The following is an 18,667-nucleotide window of genomic DNA, read 5'->3' as shown; positions in this document are numbered from 1 at the left end:
ATGCTCAGTCCCGGCGTCCAGCTCGGCAACCGCTACCGCCTCGACGAGCGGATCGCCAGCGGCGGCATGGGGGACGTCTGGCGCGGCACCGACCAGGTGCTCGGCCGGACGGTCGCGGTCAAGAGCCTGCTCCCGGCGCTCCTCGACGACCCCGACTTCGCCGAGCGGTTCCGCGGCGAGGCCCGCACCATGGCCACCATCAACCACCCCGGCGTGGTGGACGTCTACGACTTCGGCAACGACCAGCAGATCGCCTTCCTGGTCATGGAGTACGTCGAGGGCGACGCGCTGTCCTCCACGCTGAGTCGGGTCGGCCGGCTCACCCCGGCCCGCACGATGGCGCTGGTCGCGCAGGCCGCCGACGCGCTGCACGCCGCGCACGAGAAGGGCATCGTGCACCGCGACGTGAAGCCGGGCAACCTCCTGGTCCGGCCGAACGGCACGCTGGTGCTGACCGACTTCGGCATCGCCCGTTCCGATCTGGTCGGTCAGCTCACCGCGGCCGGTTCGGTGCTGGGCACCGCCTCGTACATCTCGCCCGAGCAGGCCACCGGCGGCGTCGCCACCCCGGCGTCCGACGTGTACGCACTCGGCGTGGTCGCCTACCAGTGCCTCGCCGGCCGGCGTCCGTTCGAGGGGGACAACCCCCTCGACATCGCCATGCGGCACGTCCGGGAAACGCCCCGGCCGCTGCCCGCCGACATCCCGCCGCAGGTCCGGGCGGTGGTGGAGCGGGCGCTCGCCAAGGATCCGGCCGCGCGCTGGCCCAGCGCCGCCGCCCTGGCCGGGGTGGCCCGTCAGCTCAAGGCCGCGCTCTCCCAGCAGGCCCGCGCCGGTGGGCATCCCGCGCCGGTCTCGGCGGCCCCCGCCTCGCCCGCGGCACCCGGTCGCGCCCAGGTGCCGTCGGCACAGCAACTGCGCCCGCCGGCCGCCCCATACCGGCCGCCGGCCGCCGGCTCGCGCCCCGCTGGCGCGGGGCAGCAGCGTCCGACCGCCGTCGCTCCGGCGCAGCAGCAGCGTCCGACCGCTGTCGCACCGGCCGTGCCGCACTCCCGGCCGCCGGTCTCTCCCGCCGGCTATCCGCGCGGCGCCGCGGCGGTGCCGCCGGCTCGGCAGGACCACCCCCCGGCGTACGCCCGGCAGCCCGGCCCGGCGCTGCCGGCGCCCGCCCCTCGCCGGTCCCGGCCCGGGATGGTGCTCCTCGCCGTCCTCCTGGCCGCGCTGATACTGCTCTGCTCCGGCGTGATTTCCTACAACATGCGCAAGCGGTCGCAGGCCGGTGAACCCGGCGCGCTCGCTCCGCGCACCGTTGCGTCCGGCGCGCTGCGACTCGACGGACGCGACGATCCGATCCGGACGTCGTACCGTCGGGAGGTACGGCTCCAGCCGGATGGCGGCGGGACGACGACGAGCGAAGGACGACAGACGCGATGACAGCGCAGGCCCGCCTGCTCGGTGGCAGGTACCAGGTCGGCGAGCTGCTCGGCTACGGCGGCATGGCCGAGGTGCATCGCGGTCGCGACCTCCGGCTCGGTCGGGACGTCGCGATCAAGATGCTCCGGACGGACCTGGCCCGGGACGCGACCTTCCAGATGCGGTTCCGCCGGGAGGCGCAGAACGCCGCCTCGCTGAACCATCCGGCCATCGTCGCGGTCTACGACACCGGCGAGGAGACCGCGCCGACCGGCGAGACGCTGCCGTTCATCGTGATGGAGTTCGTCAACGGCCGGACGCTCAAGGAGGTGCTCGGCGCGGAGGGTCGGTTGCAGCCCCGCCGGGCGCTGGAGATCTGCGCCGACATGTGCGCCGCGCTGGAGTTCAGCCACCGGCACGGCATCATCCACCGGGACGTCAAGCCGGGCAACGTGATGCTCACCCAGACCGGCCAGGTCAAGGTCATGGACTTCGGCATCGCCCGGGCGCTGGCCAGCGGCGCGACGACCATGACGCAGACCAGCGCGGTGATCGGCACGGCGCAGTACCTCTCGCCGGAGCAGGCTCGCGGTGAGGCGGTCGACGCCCGCTCCGACGTGTACGCGGCCGGCTGCGTGCTCTTCGAGCTGATCTGCGGAAACCCGCCGTTCGTGGGCGACAGCCCGGTCAGCGTCGCGTACCAGCACGTGCGGGAGGCACCGCCGACCCCGAGCGACATCAACCCGGACGTCAACCCGGCGGTCGACGCGATCGTGCTCAAGGCACTGTCGAAGAACCCGCTCAACCGCTACCAGAGCGCCGGTGAGATGCGTGCGGACCTGCTCCGCGCCGCCGCCGGTCGGCCCGTGCTGGCGACTCCGGTGCTGCGCGAGGCGGAGACGGTGGCGATGGCGCCGGCCGGCGGTGGGGCGGGCTACCCGACCGCCGCCGGGGCGCCGCAGACCCGGCAGATCCCGGCCCGGGTCGGCGATCCGCGCCAACGAAAGGCGTCGTCCTGGCTGATCGCCGTGTTCAGCGCGGTCGGCGTGCTGGCGGTGATCGCCCTGGTCGCGGCCCTGCTCTGGAGCCAGCAGCAGGACAAGGATCTGAAGTCGGTGCCGACGCTCGCCGGCAAGACCCAGGACGTGGCGTTCACCGAGATCAGCAACGCCGGCCTCCGCCCGCAGTTGGGAGAGCCGGTGCTGAGCAGCGACTGCAAGCAGGGCACCGTGGTCAGCCAGAACCCGCAGCCCAATGCACGGCTGAAGGTGAACAGCCTGGTGACCATCCAGGTCTGCGGGGGCAAGCCCGAGGTGGCCGTCCCGGCCGGGCTCAAGGGCAGCAAGCAGGAGAGCGCCATCGCCCGGCTCAAGGACGCGAAGCTCGGCTACGACATCAAAGAGGTCGACAACGAGGAGAGCCAGGACATCGTCCTCAGCGTCTCCCCGCCCGAGGGGCAGCGCGTCCCCGAGGGCACGAAGGTCACCCTCACGGTGTCCAGGGGGAACGTCCGCGCGGTGCCGGACGTGGTGGGGCTGAGCGAGGAAGAGGCCACCCGCACCCTGCGCAACGCCGGCTTCAAGGTCAACCCGCAGGACGGCCCGGACGTGCCGGCCGCGGAGGCCGGGAAGGTCACCGACCAGAACCCGAACGGCGGCGACAAGAAGCCGAGGAACACGACGGTGACCATCAAGGTGAGCCAGCCCGAGGTGGTCGATCCCACGCCCACCGGGTCGGCGTCGCCGACCACGACGCCAAGCCCCACGCCGACCACTCCCGGTACCGGTGGCGGCAGCGGCCAGCCGATCTTCCCGCCGCCGGTCCGGAACCCGCAGGAGTAGACGCGGTGTTCCGGCTCGGGGGGCCGTCGGCGTGACCGCCGGGGACGCCGAACGCCGGGTGTGGGCTCGCCTGCCGGACGGCACGCAACGGGCCCTCACCGAGCGGCTTCCACCTGCCGACCTGCGGACCGTGCTGCTGAGCGTGGCGCGGTCCCGGGCCGCGACCGTCCGTCCGGCCGACCTGCTGCGCCGGTGGCGCGAGGACCGCTTCGTCCGTCCGGCGGCGAGCGATCCCCGGGTCCTGGCCGCCCTTGAGGCGGAGCTGTGGCACCTGCTGCCCGACGACGTCGACGGGGTCGAGTTGTCGCCGGTCGTGCCGTTGGGCACCTGCTCGGCGGTCGGGCCGGTCAGCCAGAACCGGATCGTCTCCACCGTCCGCTCGACGGAGGTGCTCAGCGACGCCACCAACGCCCTGGCGATCGAAGCGGCAGTACGACGCCAACGGCAGCACCGTACCGGCGAGGTGCACCTGGCCGCCTGTCACCGGCACCTGCGCGCGCAGGTCTTCGCCCCGGGCTTCTCCGCGCACTTCCGACTCTTCGCGCTGGTGTCCAGCGCACGCGACGCCGGCTCGGGGCGTACCGAGGCGCGGCTGCTGGCCCTGCACCTGGGCTACTGGCGTGCGGTCCTCGCGGCCCTCGTACCCGACGCCGCGCCGCGGATCGAGTACAGCGTCCTCGACGAGACGGTCGTGCGGGAGCGGCTGGTGGACAGCGTCCTGCCGGGGCTGCCGGACGGGCAGACCGCGGTGGTCGAGGAGCCGACCAGGACGCGGGGGCGCGGCTACTACACCGACGTCGCGCTGCGGCTGGTCGTGCGGGACGGTGCGGACGAGGTCGAGCTGGGTGACGGCGGCTTCACCACCTGGACGGCCCAGCTGATGGGCGATGCCAAGGAACGCTGCCTCGTCTCCTGCCTGGCCACGGAGCGCCTCGCCACCGTCATGCGGCGCGGCGGATGAGCCACGTCAGGTGGCGGCGGCGCCTGACCCGTGTGGCCGCCGGTGGGCTGGTCGCACTGCTGCTCGTCAGCCTGCCCTGGCTCTGGACGACGATCGCCGCGCACGGCCACCTGTACGACGAGGCCGACGCGCCGAGCGCCGACGTGGTGATCGTCCTCGGCACCGCCGTGGCAGCTGATCGACGCCAACCCGGGGACCGGCTGGCCGGCCGACTGGAGACCGCCGCCGAGTTGGTGAACAGCGGACGGGCCCGGGTGGTCCTCGTGTCGGGCGACGGGGGCGGCGCGTCGGGTGATGAGCCGGCGGCGATGACGTCGTACCTCACCGAACTCGGTGTCGATCCCCGTCGGGTGGTGGCGGACCCGTTCGGCCTGGATACCTATGACAGCTGCGTACGAGCGCGCGATGTCTACGGAGTTCAGCGCGCCCTGATCGTGACCCAGTCGTACCACCTGTCCCGGGCCGTGACGCTGTGTCGGCACCTCGGTCTCGACGTGCAGGGGGTGACGGCGCGCTGCGACGGTTGCGGACCCGTCCTGCTCGTCGGGAAGTCGGTCCGGGACTACTTCGCCAGCGGCAAGGCGGCATGGGACGCGGTCCGGCGCAGACCGCCCGCGGTCCACTCACCTGCCAGCCCAGCGTTGTCCGACGCGTTGCGGGGTTGACCGCCCGCTCCAGGGCGCGGGAGGACGCCGGTCAGGTGGTGGCGAAGGCGGCCCGGCGACGGGCGTCCACCTCGGCGGCCAGGTCGGGAGCCCGCTCCAGCGCCTCCGGGTGACCGCAGGCGGCCAGCCAGTTGGCCAGCATCAGGTGGCCCCCCTCGGTGAGCACCGACTCGGGGTGGAACTGCACGCCCTCGATCGGCAGCGTTCGGTGCCGCATCGCCATCACCACGCCGGAGCCGGTCCAGCCGGTCACCTCCAGCTCGTCGGGGAGCGTCTCGGGGAGCACGGCCAGCGAGTGGTAGCGGGTGGCGGTGAACGGGTCGGGCAGGCCGGCGAGCACGCCGACCGACTGGTGCCGTACCTCGGAGGTCTTGCCGTGCAGCAGCTCGGGGGCGCGGGTCACGGTGGCCCCGAACGCCTTGCCGATCGCCTGGTGGCCCAGGCAGACGCCGAAGATCGGCAGCTGACCGGCGTACTCCCGGATGACGTCCAGGCAGATGCCGGCCCGGTCGGGGCTGCCCGGCCCGGGCGAGAGCAGGATGCCGGCCGCGCCGACCCGGCCGACCTCGGCCAGGTCGATCTCGTCGTTGCGCCGAACCTCGCAGTCCACGCCGAGCTGGCCGAGGTACTGCACGAGGTTGAAGACGAACGAGTCGTAGTTGTCGATCACCAGGACGCGCATGGTCACCTGTTCGGGGAGGGGGGCGCGGTGTTGTTCTGGTCGGTGTCGTAGGGCAGGTCGTGGTCGTCGCCGGCCGGGGCGTCCCCGGGGACGGAGTCGCCGCCGCCGGCGGGGTCACCGGGTACGCCGGAGTCCTGCGTGACCTGCACGTCGTCGAAGGGCAGCAGCGGCTCGGCCCACGGGAAGACCACGTACCAGAGCAGGGCCACCGTGGCGGCGGCGAGCAGCACCGAGCCGGTCAGCTTGCCGGCCAGGCCGAAGGGCAGCTTGCGCCAGATGAACGCGTACAACGGGTCAGCCTCCCAGCTCCGCCGGGCGACCGGCCGACTTGGGTTGGGTCCGGTCCAGCTCGGCGTGGATGATCAGGCGCTGGTAGTTGTCGAACTTGGGGTTGCACGTGGTCAGGGTCAGCATCCGCTTGGTCGGCTTCTCGCCCGGCTCGCCGGGCACCGGCGCCACGACCTCGACCTGGGTCGGCTTGACGATCCGCGTCTTCGAGACCCGGTAGACGTACCAGTCGGTCTTGCTCTCGACCACGATCGCGTCGCCGTTGTCCAGCTCGTCCAGCCGCCAGAAGGTGGCCCGGTTGCGGTGCCCGGCCACGGAGAAGTTGCCGACCTGCCCGGGCAGGGCGCTGGTCGGGTAGTGGCCCGGCGCGTACCGGATGTCGGCCTGGGTGACCCCCTCGACCACCACCCAGTTCTTGTCGAGCTTGGGGATGTAGAGGCCGGCGATCGGCGTGCCGTGCACCGCGGGCGACGGCTTGGCGCTCGGGCGGGCCGACGGGGGCGCGACGGTCGGGTCGCCGGTCGGGGCCCACGCCTGGGCCAGTTGGTTGCTCAGGTCGTCCTGGTGCGCGTCGACGATGGCGGACTTGCCCCAGACCTCGTACCCGGCGAAGAGCAGCACCACGAGGCCGAACGTGATCAGGACCTCGCCGGTGACCCGGATGCCGCTGCGCAGCCGGGAGGCGAGCGAGGGGCGGGTGAGCTCCGAGTAGACGCTCTTGTAGCCCTCGCCGGTCTGGTGCGGCCGGAGTTGGACCACCCGCTCGCCACGCCGCGGCCGGGGCGGCTCGCCGGGGGTCTCGTCGGGGCCGGCCGGCTCGTCGGTGGTCGGCGGGCGCGGGACGGCGCCCATCAGCGCGGTGGAGTCGAGTGCCGGCGGCCGGGTCGGCGGCCCGGCGGGTACGGCCGGGATCAGCGCGGTCGCCGCCGGGTCGGCCACGCGGTCCGGGCCGGCCGGGGAGACCGGGACGGCCGGTGTGCCGGTCCCGCGAGCGGGTCCGGCACCGACCTTGGGGATGAACGCGGTGGGCGCGTCGCCGGTCGGCGCGGCCGGGCCCGGGACACCGGGGCTGGCCGGGCGTGCCGGGCCAGCCGCCGCGGGGTCGGGTTGGGTCGCCGGGCCCGGGTGAGTCGGGGCGGCGCCCGGTCCGATGGGCGTGCTGCCCGGTGCTCCCGGTCGGCCGGGCGTACCGCCGGGTGCCGGCGGTCTGGTCGATGCGCCGCCGGGTGCCAGCGGTCGGGTCGTCGCGCCGCCGGGTGCGGGCGGTCGGGTCGGGGCGTTGCCGGGGGCGGCCGGGCGGACCGGGCCCTGGTTGGGCGCGGGCGGGCGGCCGGCGTCCGGACCGGATGTGGGCGGGCGGCCGGGACCACCGTGCCAACTCGCGGCCTGGGCGGCACCGGGCCAGTGCGGCGGCGCGGCCGGTGTGTCGGGGCCTGGCTGGTGAGGGGCGCGCTGCGCGTCGGGTCGGCTGGCGCTCGGTTGCGCCGGTCGGTCGGTACGCGGGGGGTGCCCGGCGCGGCCGACGCGCGGCTGGCGGTCGTTCCACGGCGGTGCGGGGGTGGGTGGCGGCTCGGGGGCGGCCGGCGGTTGCGCCGCCCGGGGGCGGGAGGGCAGCACCGGGTCCGGCCAGTTGCCGCTCCGATCCGTCCCGGCCGGGTCGACGGTCGGCAGGTGCGCCGTCGGGTCGTCGCCCTGGTCCCGGTGCCGGCCGTCGCGACGCTCGTCCGGGCCGCTCATCGGCGCGCCGTCGCGGTGTGCGGGGCGGTCGGGCACCCCGGCTCGGCGCGGCCGCTCATCGGGGAACCGCCGCCGAGCGGAGGGCGGTCGAGTCCTCGAACGCCGGCACTGTCACCGTGGAGACGGTCTCCTTGTAGCCGAGTTGGTAGTCGTCGACCGCGTCCTTGAACCACCGGACTCCCTCAGAGCTGGCGAGGGCCTGCTGGAGGGCAGCGGGGTCGCCGATTGCTACGATCTTGAATGGTGGGGAGTACACCCGGCCGTGCAGCAGCAGGGTGTTACCGACGCAGCGTACCGCGCTGGTGGCGAGCACGCGGACATTCATGATTGACATGGCCTCGGCCCCGCCGGCCCAGAGCGCGTTGACCACCGCCTGCACGTCACCCTGGTGCACCACCAGGTCGTCGTTGGTGGCTTCCTTGGGCGTCTGGTCGCTGCGCTGGGGCGCGTCGTTCAGCTCGACGGTGATGCCGGTGCCGGTGAGCGCGGTGAAGCCGGCGGTCTGGAGGCTGCCCTCCGCCCGGTCCTGCTGGGCCTTGATCGGGCCGTCCGATCCGGCCAGCTCGGCGGTCTGCTGCTCGACCTCGTCGCGCAGGGTGGCGGCCCGCTGCTCGCTCGCCGCCACCTGCTCGCGGCGGTCCTCGATGAGCTGGTTGAGCTGGGGTCGGCGGTCCTCCCGGAGCGCGGTGCCGCCGGCGGTGGTCGCGGTGGTGGTGAAGAGCAGCCCGGCCGCGGCGGCGATCAGCGGAACGCCGATCGACCAGCCGGGTCGACGCTGCCGCGGGCGCCGGGGCAGCAGCCCGGCGACGGCCCGTCGGAGGGCCTTCTGCCAGGAGGCGGCGCCGGATGTGTACTCCACCGAGCGTTCCTTCCGCGTGTCGGGGATCGGTCCGCCCCGCCCCGGCCGGCCGGCCCGGTGATGCGAACAGTCCCGCCCTTTTCGGTCACTCCGTGCACCGGCCTGACCCCATTCGTGGTCTGGGCCGGCCTTCGGGACTACGCTAGCTGTCGAACATTATTGGCCATGGACCGTCGCCTCCGCGCCCGGTTGTCAGGCCGGACGAGGTCGTCACCCCCTCTGGAGAGCGTCGTGCCCAAGTCTCAGGTCCGCAAGAAGAAGGTGTACACCGCGCCCACGGACGTTCGTCCGACGGCGGCGGCCACGTCGCGCAAGCCTAGCCCGGTCTGGCTGCCGATCACCGCGGTCGCTCTGATCGTCGCCGGCATCGGGTGGCTGGTCATCTACTACCTCTCGGAGCAGCAGTACCCGGTCATGGCCTGGGGCTACTGGAACCTCGCGGTGGGCTTCGGCGCGATGGTCGCCTCGCTGGTCCTGCTCTCCCGCTGGCGCTGAGCCAGCCGCGGTCGCGTCGGCCGCATCGAGGGCTCACGTCACCCCGCGGAGCCCCTGCCCGGCGGGTTCGGGCGGGGCACCCTATGGTGTCCGCAGGGCGGCGTGGCCGGTTGCGAGAAGACTCACGTTACTGCTGGGTAACCTTGCGCGTAGGCTGCACTGCATGACCGAGCGGAGCGAGGTCATCGACCGGTCCGGTCGCAGGTGTGGCAGCGGCGCGACGCCGATCCCGGCCTGACCCGGCCCCGGTCGCCGAGCCGCTCGACAGGCAGCAGACCGGGAGGCCAACTCGATGGGCAGCGTCCAGATCGTCACGACGATCCTCGCGGCCGCCATCACCGCCGTGGCGGTGTGGCTTGCGGTACGCGCGGTCATGAAGATGACGGCAGTCATCCGGCTCGGGCAGCCCGCCCCGGAGCGGTTCACCGACAAGGGTGCGCGTACCAGGACGATGCTGGTGGAGACCGCCGGTCACACCCGCATGCTGAAGTGGAGCGTGGTGGGCGCCGCGCACTGGTTCGTGATGGTCGGCTTCATCGTGCTGTCGCTGCTGGTGCTCGAGGCGTACTTCGAGGTGGTCACCCCGACCGGCGGTCTGCCGGTCGTCGGGCACTGGACGGTCTTCGGCCTGGCCACCGAGGTCATCGGGGTGCTCGGCCTGGTCGGCATCCTGGTGCTGATGGCGATCCGGCTGCGCAACCGGCCGACCCGGCCGGGCGGTCGCTCCCGGTTCACCGGCTCGACGATGTGGCAGGGCTACTTCGTCGAGTGGATCGTGCTGCTGGTCCTGATCTTCGGGTTCGTGATCCGGGGCTTCAAGGTCGCCACCGACCACTTCGAGTACCCGCTCTGGGCCACCCCGGTGAGCCACGCGGTCGGGGCGGTGCTGCCCGACTGGCAGGACGGGGCCAGCGTCGCCGCGCTCATTAAGATCGTCATCTCGATGACCTGGCTGATCGTCATCTCGCTGAACGTGACCATGGGTGTGGCCTGGCACCGCTTTCTGGCCTTCCCCAACATCTTCTTCAAGCGCGAGCCGGCCAAGCCGGCGGGCTCCGGCCTCGGTGCGCTGCGGCCGATGACCAGCCAGGGCAAGCCGCTGGACTTCGAGGAGGCCGACCCGGAGAAGGACCAGTTCGGTGTCGCACAGGTCGAGCAGTTCTCCTGGAAGGGCCTGCTCGACTTCAGCACCTGCACCGAGTGCGGCCGCTGCCAGTCGCAGTGCCCGGCCTGGAACACCGGCAAGCCGCTGTCGCCCAAGCTGCTCGTGCTCAGCCTGCGCGACCACGCGTACGCCAAGGCGCCGTACCTGCTGGCCGGCGGCGGCAAGGACCTGACCGGTGAGGAGAAGGCCACCGCCGCGCAGCTCGCCCACATGGACGTGCTGGCGCTGGCCGAGGCGGACAAGCCGCTGATCGGCACCGCCGAGGAGGGCGGCGTCATCGACCCGGACGTGCTCTGGTCCTGCACCACCTGCGGCGCCTGCGTCGAGCAGTGCCCGGTGGACATCGAGCACGTCGACCACATCGTCGACATGCGTCGCTACCAGGTGCTGATCGAGTCGAGCTTCCCGTCCGAGGCCGGCGTCATGCTGCGCAACCTGGAGAACAAGGGCAACCCGTGGGGCGCCCCGCAGAACACCCGCGAGGACTGGACCAAGGGCCTGGACTTCGAGGTGCCGCGGGTGGGCGAGGTGGACGACTTCGAGTACCTGTTCTGGGTCGGCTGCGCCGGTGCCTTCGAGGACCGGGCCAAGAAGACCACCCGCGCGGTGGCCACGCTGCTCAACGAGGCGGGCGTGACGTTCGCGATCCTGGGCGAGGGCGAAACCTGCTCCGGTGACCCGGCCCGGCGGATCGGTAACGAGTTCGTCTTCCAGATGCTCGCCCAGCAGAACGTCGAGACCTTGAACGAGGCGTTCGAGGGCCGCGAGAAGGCCAAGCGCAAGATCGTCGCGACCTGCCCGCACTGCTTCAACACCCTGGGCAACGAGTACGGCCAGCTCGGCGGCGAGTTCGAGGTGGTCCACCACACCCAGTTGCTGGCCCATCTCGTCTCCACCGGCAAGCTCACCCCGGTGCAGCCGGTCGACGGTGGCGTGACCTACCACGACCCCTGCTACCTGGGCCGGCACAACCGGGTGTTCGCCCCGCCGCGCGAGGTGCTGGGGACCGCCATCGAGGGCGAGCTCACCGAGATGCCGCGTAACAGCGAGCGCTCCTTCTGCTGCGGCGCCGGCGGCGCCCGGATGTGGATGGAGGAGAAGATCGGCAAGCGGATCAACGTGGACCGGGTCGAGGAGGCCATGTCCACCGGGGCGAAGACGGTCGCCGTCGGCTGCCCGTTCTGCTCGACCATGCTGAACGACGGGGTGAACGGCAAGGGCGCCGGCGAGCAGGTCGAGGTCGTCGACGTGGCCAGCGTGCTGCTCCGCTCGGTCCGGCCCGAGCAGCCGCAGGGCGACAAGCAGGCGGCACCGGTCGCCGGCTGAGGCGCGTACCCCGGAAGACGCCGGACGGCGGTGGCACCCTCGGGTGGCACCGCCGTCGTCGTGTCAGCCTCCGCCGGCCGGTGAACCGCGCGCCACCCGTGCGAGAATCGCGCCGAGGTGAGGCGATCATCGACGGGCTGTTCCTGACCACGCTGCTGCCCCTGGTCGGCTTCGGTGCGCTGACCGCCGGCAACGCGTTCTTCGTCGCGGCCGAGTTCGCCCTGGTGACCGTGGACCGGGCCGAGATCGACCGGCGGGCCGCCGGCGGCGACGCCGCCGCCACGACGGTCCGTACGGCGCTGCGTGAGCTCTCCTTCCAGCTCTCCGGGGCGCAACTGGGCATCACCATCACCGCGCTGCTGACCGGCTACCTGGCCGAGCCGGCGCTGGCCCGGATCTTCACCCCGCTGCTGCGTCCGGTGGTCGGCGACGCCACCGAGCGGTTCACCCCGTTCCTGGCCCTCGCGCTGGCCACGCTGCTCTCCATGCTCTTCGGCGAACTGGTGCCGAAGAACCTCGCGCTGGCCCGGCCGATGCCCACCGCGCTGGCCACGGCGGGCCCGATGCACCGCTTCTCCCGTACCTTCGGCTGGCTGATCCGGGCGCTCAACGACTCGGCGAACCGGCTCGTGCGCGGGCTCGGTGTCGAACCGCAGGAGGAGCTGGCGAGCGCCCGGTCGCCGGAGGAACTGGGCCTGCTGGCGGCCATCTCGGCCCGGGCCGGCGCGTTGCCCCCGGACACCGCGATGCTGCTGCGGCGCACCATCCGGTTCGGCGACAAGCGGGCCGCCGAGGCGATGACGCCCCGGGTGGACGTGGTGGCGCTGCGCGCCACGGCGAGCGTGGCCGAGTTGCTCGACCTCTCCCGGCAGACCGGGCGGACCCGGTTCCCGGTGTACGAGGAGACCCTGGACCTGGTCACCGGGGTGGCCGGGGTGCCCGACGCGCTGGGGGTGCCGCCGGCCCGCCGGGCGTCGACCATGGTCGGATCGGTGGCCCGCGAGCCGGTGTACGTGCCGGAGAGCCTGGACCTGGACGGCGTGCTGGCCGCGCTGAAGGCCGCCGGCGCGGACCTGGCCATCGTGGTCGACGAGTACGGCGGCACGGACGGCGTGGTGACCGTCGAGGACCTGGTCGAGGAGCTGGTCGGCGAGATCGCCGACGAGTTCGACCCGGCCGCCGTGGACGACACCGGCCCGGCCGAGCTGACCGTGCCGGGTGGGGAGCGCACCGTGCTGGTCGACGGGGTGCTGCGCTCCGACGAGCTGGCCGAGCAGACCGGTTTCCGGCTGCCCGAGGGGCCGTACGAGACGCTGGCCGGGTTCCTGATGGCCCGGCTCGGGCACATCCCGCTGGCCGGCGAGACGGTCGAGGCGGACGGCTGGGAGTTCACCGTGGTGGAGGTGGACCGGCACCGGATCGAGCAGGTCCGGGTGCTGCGCCCGGCGGAACCGGACGACGATGACTGAACTGCTGGTGACCGTGCTGCTGTTGCTGGGCAACGGGTTCTTCGTGGGCAGCGAGTTCGCGCTCATCGCGTCCCGGCGTACGGTGCTCGAACCGCTCGCCGCCGGCTCGAAGCGGGCCCGCTGGGCATTGTCGGCGATGAACCAGATCCCGCTGATGATCGCCGGCGCGCAGCTCGGCATCACGGTCTGCTCGCTGGGCCTGGGCGCGATCGCCGAGCCGGCGCTGGCCCACCTGCTGGAGGTGCCCTTCCACGCGGCCGGTCTGCCCGAGCGGGCGGTGCACCCGGTGGCGTTCGTGCTGGCCCTGGGCGTGGTGGTCTTCCTGCACACCGTGGTCGGCGAGATGGTGCCGAAGAACATCACGCTGGCCGGTCCGGAGGTGTCGGCGCTCTGGCTCGGCCCGGCCATGCTGGCGTTCTGCGTGGCCACGAAGCCGCTGCTGCTGGCGATGAAGTGGGCGGCCCGCCGGGTGCTGAGCCTCTGGCGGATCGAAGCGACCGAGGCGGTGAAGACGGTGTTCACCGCCGAGGAGCTGGCCGGGCTGGTCTCCCAGGCGCGTACGGAGGGGCTGCTCGACGCCGAGGAGCACGCCCGGATCACCGGAGCCCTGGCGCTGCACAGCCGGACCGCGGCGGACGCGTTGCAGCCGTGGTCGACGGTGGTGACGGTGGCCGAGGACGTCTCGCCGGCGTCGCTGGAGGTGCTGGCCACCCGGACCGGGCGGTCCCGGTTCCCGGTGGTGCAGCGCTCGACCCGGCGGGTGCTCGGTTTCGTGCACGTCAAGGACGTGCTCGGGTACGCCGGGCCGGGGCGCCGGGCGCCGGTGCCGGCGCAGGTGTACCGCCCGCTGGCGGTGGTGCCGCCGGAGCGTACGCTCGCCGATCTGCTGCTGGCCATGCGGCGCGAGCGGCGGCATATGGTGCTGGTCAGCGACGGGCGCCGGCCGCTCGGCGTGGTGACCCTGGACGACGTATTGACCGCGATCGTTGGCTGATCGGTCAATACCCTTGGTGTGCAAGCGGTCCCGCCACAGTGATGTATACAGTCGTCGCCTTGATTCCGCTGCGGCGCTTCCCTAGTGTGGGGCACCGACCGCTGTGGGTCGTCTGCCTCGGCCCTTCCCTCACGCGAGGCGCCCGGCGGTCGGTTGCAAAGGAGTCGGTGCCGGTGGCAACCATGCCCCCCCATCGTCACGCCCCGGGACTGTCCGCTCGTCCGGGCGGTCTGCGCCGGGTCACCCAACGTCTGCTCGTGCTGGTCGCCGCCGCGGCCGTCGGTGCCGGCCTGCTGGCCGCGCCGGTGCAGGCCGCGCCCTCGGTCGACGAGATCGAGGCGCAGATCGACAAGCAGTGGGAGCAGTTGGAGCCCACCATCGAGCAGTACAACAAGGTACGGGCCCAGCTGAAGGTCAACAAGAAGAAGTCGGCGGACCTGCAGAAGAAGATCGAGCCGCTGGCCCTGCAGAGCGAGCTGGCGCTCAACCGCGTCGGTGACCTCGCTTCCCGCTACTACATGTCGGGGCCCTCGCACGACATCGGCGCGCTGCTGGTCAGCGCCAAGCCGGACACCCTCACCGAGCAGCTCACCGTCCTCGACCGGCTCGCCGCGCAGGAGCGCAAGGAGGTCGAGGGTGTGCTGGCCGTGCGGGCCAAGTACGACGGGCAGAAGCAGAAGCTGGACGCCCTGATCGCCACCCAGACCAAGCAGCAGGACGACCTGGCGAAGAAGAAGAAGGAGATCGACGCCGAGATTAAGCGGTTGGAGGCATCCCTGCCGAAGACCGTGGTCAAGACGGAGGGCTGCCCGACCATCCAGGGCGTGGTCAGCGAGGCGGCCCGCACCGCGATCCGGACCGCCTGCGGCAAGGTCGGCAAGCCGTACGTCTGGGGCGCCGTCGGCCCGAACGCGTTCGACTGCTCGGGTCTGACCCAGTACGCCTACAAGGCGGCCGGGATCAGCCTGACCCACTTCACCGGCGCCCAGTGGAACGAGGGCAAGGCCATCCCCCGCTCCGAGGCGCGCCCGGGTGACCTGGTCTTCTTCTTCAGCGACCTGCACCATGTCGGGCTCTACCTCGGCAACGACAAGATGGTGCACGCGCCACGCGCCGGCAAACCGGTCAACGTTTCGAGCATCAACTACATGCCGGTCGCCGGGTTCCGCAGACCCAGCTGATCCAGCAGGCACGACGAGGGCCCCCGGTTGTACGACTGGGGGCCCTCGTCTTTCATTTCAGCTGGGTGCGCCCACCGGGGACGGAAGCAGCAGCACGTCGTCCAGGTTGACGTACATCATCCGGTGACCGAACTGGACCTGCACGTAGCGCAGTTCACCGCGGACGACCGTCCAGTCCCCGGGCGACGTTCCGTCGAAGGTGGTCGCGCGGTAGTACTCGCTCGGTAGGATCCCGCCCGCCGCGTACCGCTGCCCGGCGGCGAACGTGTACTGCAACGGCGAGATGGTCTGGTAGGGCACTCCGGTCGGGTAGGCGGCCCGCTCCGGGTAGGCCCGCCCGTAGACCGGGACGGTGTTCCTTCCGGGCTTCGGCGTCACCACGAAGCCCGTGGCCCACTTCGCGGTCGGCGCCGAGGCGGGGTTGTGGAACCAGGCCTTCTGGCCGAGGTACCAGATCGCCGTCCAGTCGCCGCGGACCTCCGCGACCGCGTACGTCTGGCCGGCCGAGGCGCGGGCGCCGTGGTCGGAGATGTACATCGTGTCCGGTGAGCCGTCCGGGCGCTCGCCGAGGTCGTTGACCAGCGGCGCGTCGTGGTTGGGCGCGCTGCGCAGGAGCACTGCGGACGAGCCGCGTAGCGGGCACGGCGCGGCTGGCGGCACCGGGGGCACGCCGGGCGGCTGCTGATTGCAGCCGTAGAAGGCCGGCCGGTTGGCGGCGAAGTCCGGGTCGATCGTGACCAGGCCGGTTCGCGCCGTGCCAGTGGTACGGAACGGGGCCTTCAGCAGGTCGAAGTAGTGCGACCAGTCCCAGTAGGGGCCCGGGTCCCAGTGCATGTCGGCGACGTTCGCCGCGATCGTGCCGGGCACGTTGTCGTGGCCGATGATGTGCTGGCGGTCCAGCGGGATGTTGAACTGCAGCGCCAGGTGCCGCACCAGCTTGGCCGACGTGCGGTACATCGCCTCGGTGTACCAGGTGCCCTGCCCGGCGAAGCCCTCGTGCTCAATGCCGATCGACTTGGCGTTGACGTACCAGTTGCCGGCCTGCCAGCCGACGTCCTTGGCCTTGATGTGCTGGGCCACGTAACCGTCCACCGAGCGCAGCGTGTAGTGCCAGCCCAGGTAGGTCGCCTTCTTGACCAGGTCGACACTGGGGGCGAAGTAGCCCTCGGTGTCGTGGATGACGATGTACTCGATTTTCTGCTGGGCCGGTCGGTTGCCCAGGTCGTGGTTGCCGTAGTCGCCGGCGCGCGGGCCGTACTTCGCGTACGGGGCCGGGATCCACTCGCAGGCCAGGCGGACCGGGCACTCCAGCCCGTCCGGCCGTTCCGCGCGCCGCAGTCCGAGCCGGTGAAGCACGCTGTCGTCCGGGTCGACCGCCCGCGCGGCGAGGGTGACCTGGTGGCCGTCGTCGGTCCGCCGGCTCGCCCCCGAGCGGATCTGGTCGTACACCTCGTCGGCGAAGGCCGCCGCGGCGTCCTCGGTGTCGGCGCCGGAGTACCGGGCCACCGCGCCGTACCAGGCTCCGGGGTCACTCATCCCACCGAGCGGGCCGCCGAGGTCCTTCTGGTACGCGGAGAGCAGCGCGGCCCCGCCCCGGATGTTGGCGGCCGGGTCGGAGCGGAGCGTCTCCGGGCTGGCCCCGATGAGGGCGGCGGCGGCCTGGAGGGTCTGCAGCGCCTCTGCGGCGGGTGCGGCCTCCCGCGATCCCGTCACCGTCGGCGCCGCAACGGTCAGCGGCCGAGATTCGTCGCCGCGCGGGTCCTCGTCCTCGTCGACGTGACCACCGGCGGGCAGCGAGGTCACGTGGGCGGCGTCGGTCAGGTGCAGCGGGCCGTAGCCGCCGCTGGTGCTCGGCGTGCCGGGATGAGTGTCCCAGCGAGACTCCAGGTACGAGACGCCCAGCAGGATGCTCTCCGGCACGCCGTGGTCGGCGGCTGCGGCGGCGTACTGCTGCTGCCGGTCGTCGGCCGGCGCTGCCGTGGCCGGACCGGCGCTGAACGGTGTGACCGCGGTGGCGGCGACCACGGCCGTGGCGAGCAGTGCGCGCCTGCTCGCCGACAGGGTTGGACGATGCATCGATACCCCCAGATGTGACGGGTGAAGGTGAGGTCACCCTCGTCCCGCCCGGAGCTCACGTCAATACCTTTCGATGCAGCAACGCCAGTGGAAAAAAATCTTCGGACGGATCGCCGGATCCGGCATCGGTACGGAGTGTCACGGCCGGGTGGGTTGCGGATCGGTAACAGCCGTCTCTACTCTGGTCATTTGTCGGCCCGACAGCAGCTCCGCCCAACCCGGACGGTAACGGACCGACACCGCCGAGTCGCCTCCGAGCGAACCGGGGACCCAGGTTTTCCGGGGTGAATCCGCAGTCACTGCGGTAGGGCGCCTACCTTCCCGCCCGAACCCGTCAGCTAACCCGGTAGGCGGTCAGGAAGAAGGAGTACGGAGCCCGGTGGCCCACCATGCCCGGCGGCCGTCGTCCGAGCGGTCGGCGTCAGCCGACCCGACGACGAACGTGCCGCGCCCACGCTGGTCCCGCTTCACCACCTCCCTCGCCGCCCTGGTCGGCGTCGCCGTCGTCCTGACCGGCAGCGCGACGGCGGCCCACGCCGACCCGTCGGTCACCGAGATCGAGCGCCAGATCGACGCCGACTGGAACAAGCTCGAACCCATCATCGAACGGCACAACGCCACCCGGGCCGACCTGGCCGTCAAGCGCAGGCAGGCCGACGCGCTGGCCGCCCGGATCGCGCCGCTGGAGCGCCAGGTCGACGCTGCGATGGACAAGGTCAGCGCCCTGGCCGTACGCGCCTACAAGGGCGAAAACGTCTCCACCGTCAACGCCATGCTCGGCAGCCAGTCGCCCAGCGACATGGTCGGGCAGTTGGAGATGCTCGACCGGTTCGCCCACGATCAGCAGCAGGACGTCCAGCAGGTGACCGACCTGCGTGACGAGCTGGCTCGGCAGAAGGCGCCGCTGGACGAGATGGTCGCCCAGCTGACCCGCACCGAGGCCCAGCTGGCGGCGAAGAAGAAGCAGATCAACGAGGAGATCGACCGCCTGCAGAAGCTGCGCCTCAAGGTGTACGGCAGCGGCGGAGGCGGTTCCCTGCGGCCCGCGCCGTGCCCGGCCAGCTACCCCGGTGGTGGTGCCGGCGTCGCCGTCAAGTTCGCCTGCGCCCAGATCGGCAAGCCCTACGTCTGGGGCGCCGAGGGCCCGAACTCGTACGACTGCTCCGGTCTGATGCTCGCCGCCTGGGCCAAGGCCGGCGTGTCCCTGCCGCACAACGCCGCCCAGCAGAGCCGGGTGACCAAGGACGTCAGCCGGGCCGACCTACGCCCTGGTGACTTGGTCTTTTACTACAGCGACATCCACCACGTCGGCATGTACGTCGGCAACGGCTGGGTGGTGCACGCCTCCCAGGCCGGCACGCCGATCAAGATGAAGAAGGTCGACGACGGCCCGATCCACAGCTACGGCCGCCCGGGCTGAGACGCAAGGAAGGGCCCCTTCTTAACGCCGGCGGCTTCGGTTCTAGGGATCGTTGCAATGCCTGACTTGATCAGGGGTTGTTGTGTTCGAGGTTC

15 protein-coding genes and 1 riboswitch are annotated in these 18,667 nt (G+C 72.2%); of the genes, 10 read left to right on the top strand and 5 right to left on the bottom strand.

Annotated features, from left to right (window positions below; translation table 11 throughout):
- Genes ACFOW4_RS16555 through ACFOW4_RS16540 form a run of 4 tightly spaced genes read left to right on the top strand, consistent with a single transcriptional unit; the run spans nucleotide 1 to nucleotide 4,880 of the window.
- A complete protein-coding gene (locus ACFOW4_RS16555; RefSeq protein ID WP_377528603.1) occupies nucleotides 1–1,434 on the top strand; it encodes a protein kinase in 1,434 nt (477 codons plus the stop codon).
- Nucleotides 1,431–3,254, top strand: coding sequence for a Stk1 family PASTA domain-containing Ser/Thr kinase (pknB, locus tag ACFOW4_RS16550; protein WP_377528601.1), 1,824 nt, complete (start codon nucleotides 1,431–1,433; stop codon nucleotides 3,252–3,254). Before ACFOW4_RS16555 ends, pknB begins: the two co-directional genes overlap by 4 nt.
- A 31-nt stretch (nucleotides 3,255–3,285) precedes the next feature.
- Nucleotides 3,286–4,215, top strand: a complete 930-nt coding sequence (locus ACFOW4_RS16545) for a hypothetical protein (protein WP_377528599.1) — start codon at nucleotides 3,286–3,288, stop codon at nucleotides 4,213–4,215.
- Nucleotides 4,212–4,880, top strand: a complete 669-nt coding sequence (locus tag ACFOW4_RS16540; protein ID WP_377528597.1) for a vancomycin high temperature exclusion protein — start codon at nucleotides 4,212–4,214, stop codon at nucleotides 4,878–4,880. Before ACFOW4_RS16545 ends, ACFOW4_RS16540 begins: the two co-directional genes overlap by 4 nt.
- 31 nt (nucleotides 4,881–4,911) lie before the next feature.
- Here the strand turns inward: ACFOW4_RS16540 and ACFOW4_RS16535 are convergent, their stop codons facing one another.
- From ACFOW4_RS16535 to ACFOW4_RS16520, 4 genes are read right to left on the bottom strand one after another with little or no spacing between them, the layout of a single operon-like run.
- A complete protein-coding gene (locus ACFOW4_RS16535) occupies nucleotides 4,912–5,562 on the bottom strand; it encodes an aminodeoxychorismate/anthranilate synthase component II (RefSeq protein ID WP_377528595.1) in 651 nt (216 codons plus the stop codon).
- A gap of 2 nt (nucleotides 5,563–5,564) precedes the next feature.
- Nucleotides 5,565–5,852, bottom strand: a complete 288-nt coding sequence (locus ACFOW4_RS16530) for a hypothetical protein (protein WP_377528593.1) — start codon at nucleotides 5,850–5,852, stop codon at nucleotides 5,565–5,567.
- 4 nt (nucleotides 5,853–5,856) lie between these two features.
- Nucleotides 5,857–7,587, bottom strand: a complete 1,731-nt coding sequence (locus tag ACFOW4_RS16525) for a class E sortase (RefSeq protein ID WP_377528591.1) — start codon at nucleotides 7,585–7,587, stop codon at nucleotides 5,857–5,859.
- 55 nt (nucleotides 7,588–7,642) lie between these two features.
- Entirely contained in the window at nucleotides 7,643–8,446 is an 804-nt protein-coding gene (locus ACFOW4_RS16520; RefSeq protein WP_377528589.1) for a DUF881 domain-containing protein, read from the bottom strand.
- Nucleotides 8,447–8,677: 231 nt separating this feature from the next.
- Here ACFOW4_RS16520 and ACFOW4_RS16515 point away from each other — a divergent pair, with 231 nt between their 5' ends.
- From ACFOW4_RS16515 to ACFOW4_RS16495, 5 genes are all read left to right on the top strand, one after another.
- On the top strand, nucleotides 8,678–8,941 hold the full coding sequence (locus ACFOW4_RS16515; RefSeq protein WP_377528587.1) for a cell division protein CrgA: 264 nt from the start codon (nucleotides 8,678–8,680) through the stop codon (nucleotides 8,939–8,941).
- Between the two features lie 292 nt (nucleotides 8,942–9,233).
- Entirely contained in the window at nucleotides 9,234–11,432 is a 2,199-nt protein-coding gene (locus ACFOW4_RS16510) for a (Fe-S)-binding protein (protein ID WP_377528585.1), read from the top strand.
- Nucleotides 11,433–11,587: 155 nt separating this feature from the next.
- On the top strand, nucleotides 11,588–12,901 hold the full coding sequence (locus tag ACFOW4_RS16505; RefSeq protein WP_377528719.1) for a hemolysin family protein: 1,314 nt from the start codon (nucleotides 11,588–11,590) through the stop codon (nucleotides 12,899–12,901).
- Nucleotides 12,894–13,895: a hemolysin family protein gene (locus ACFOW4_RS16500; RefSeq protein WP_377528583.1), complete on the top strand. Its 1,002-nt coding sequence runs from the start codon at nucleotides 12,894–12,896 to the stop codon at nucleotides 13,893–13,895. The genes ACFOW4_RS16505 and ACFOW4_RS16500 overlap by 8 nt, the downstream gene beginning before the upstream one ends.
- 167 nt (nucleotides 13,896–14,062) lie before the next feature.
- Entirely contained in the window at nucleotides 14,063–15,076 is a 1,014-nt protein-coding gene (locus ACFOW4_RS16495) for an NlpC/P60 family protein (RefSeq protein ID WP_377528581.1), read from the top strand.
- Between the two features lie 57 nt (nucleotides 15,077–15,133).
- Here the strand turns inward: ACFOW4_RS16495 and ACFOW4_RS16490 are convergent, their stop codons facing one another.
- Entirely contained in the window at nucleotides 15,134–17,152 is a 2,019-nt protein-coding gene (locus ACFOW4_RS16490; protein WP_377528579.1) for an N-acetylmuramoyl-L-alanine amidase, read from the bottom strand.
- Between the two features lie 230 nt (nucleotides 17,153–17,382).
- Nucleotides 17,383–17,519, top strand: a riboswitch (cyclic di-AMP (ydaO/yuaA leader).
- A 12-nt stretch (nucleotides 17,520–17,531) separates the two neighbouring features.
- On the opposite strand from ACFOW4_RS16490, the gene ACFOW4_RS16485 reads away from it, so the two are divergent.
- Nucleotides 17,532–18,572 carry an NlpC/P60 family protein gene (locus tag ACFOW4_RS16485; protein ID WP_377528577.1) on the top strand — a complete coding sequence of 347 codons (1,041 nt, stop codon included), beginning with the start codon at nucleotides 17,532–17,534 and terminating at the stop codon, nucleotides 18,570–18,572.
- Nucleotides 18,573–18,667: the final 95 nt, after the last annotated feature.

This window comes from Micromonospora sp. GCM10011542 (assembly GCF_042650685.1).
Lineage (GTDB): Bacteria > Actinomycetota > Actinomycetes > Mycobacteriales > Micromonosporaceae > Micromonospora.
Note: the sequence above shows the minus strand (reverse complement) of the source record. Positions and strands in the feature narration are given on the sequence as shown.

Coding starts and splice junctions, on each gene's coding strand:
- pknB (WP_377528601.1), top strand. CDS start 1,431: ATGACAGCGCAGGCCCGCCTGCTCGGTGGCAGGTACCAGGTCGGCGAG.
- ACFOW4_RS16540 (WP_377528597.1), top strand. CDS start 4,212: ATGAGCCACGTCAGGTGGCGGCGGCGCCTGACCCGTGTGGCCGCCGGT.
- ACFOW4_RS16535 (WP_377528595.1), bottom strand. CDS start 5,562: ATGCGCGTCCTGGTGATCGACAACTACGACTCGTTCGTCTTCAACCTC.
- ACFOW4_RS16510 (WP_377528585.1), top strand. CDS start 9,234: ATGGGCAGCGTCCAGATCGTCACGACGATCCTCGCGGCCGCCATCACC.
- ACFOW4_RS16555 (WP_377528603.1), top strand. CDS start 1: ATGCTCAGTCCCGGCGTCCAGCTCGGCAACCGCTACCGCCTCGACGAG.
- ACFOW4_RS16500 (WP_377528583.1), top strand. CDS start 12,894: ATGACTGAACTGCTGGTGACCGTGCTGCTGTTGCTGGGCAACGGGTTC.
- ACFOW4_RS16525 (WP_377528591.1), bottom strand. CDS start 7,587: ATGAGCGGCCCGGACGAGCGTCGCGACGGCCGGCACCGGGACCAGGGC.
- ACFOW4_RS16490 (WP_377528579.1), bottom strand. CDS start 17,152: ATGCATCGTCCAACCCTGTCGGCGAGCAGGCGCGCACTGCTCGCCACG.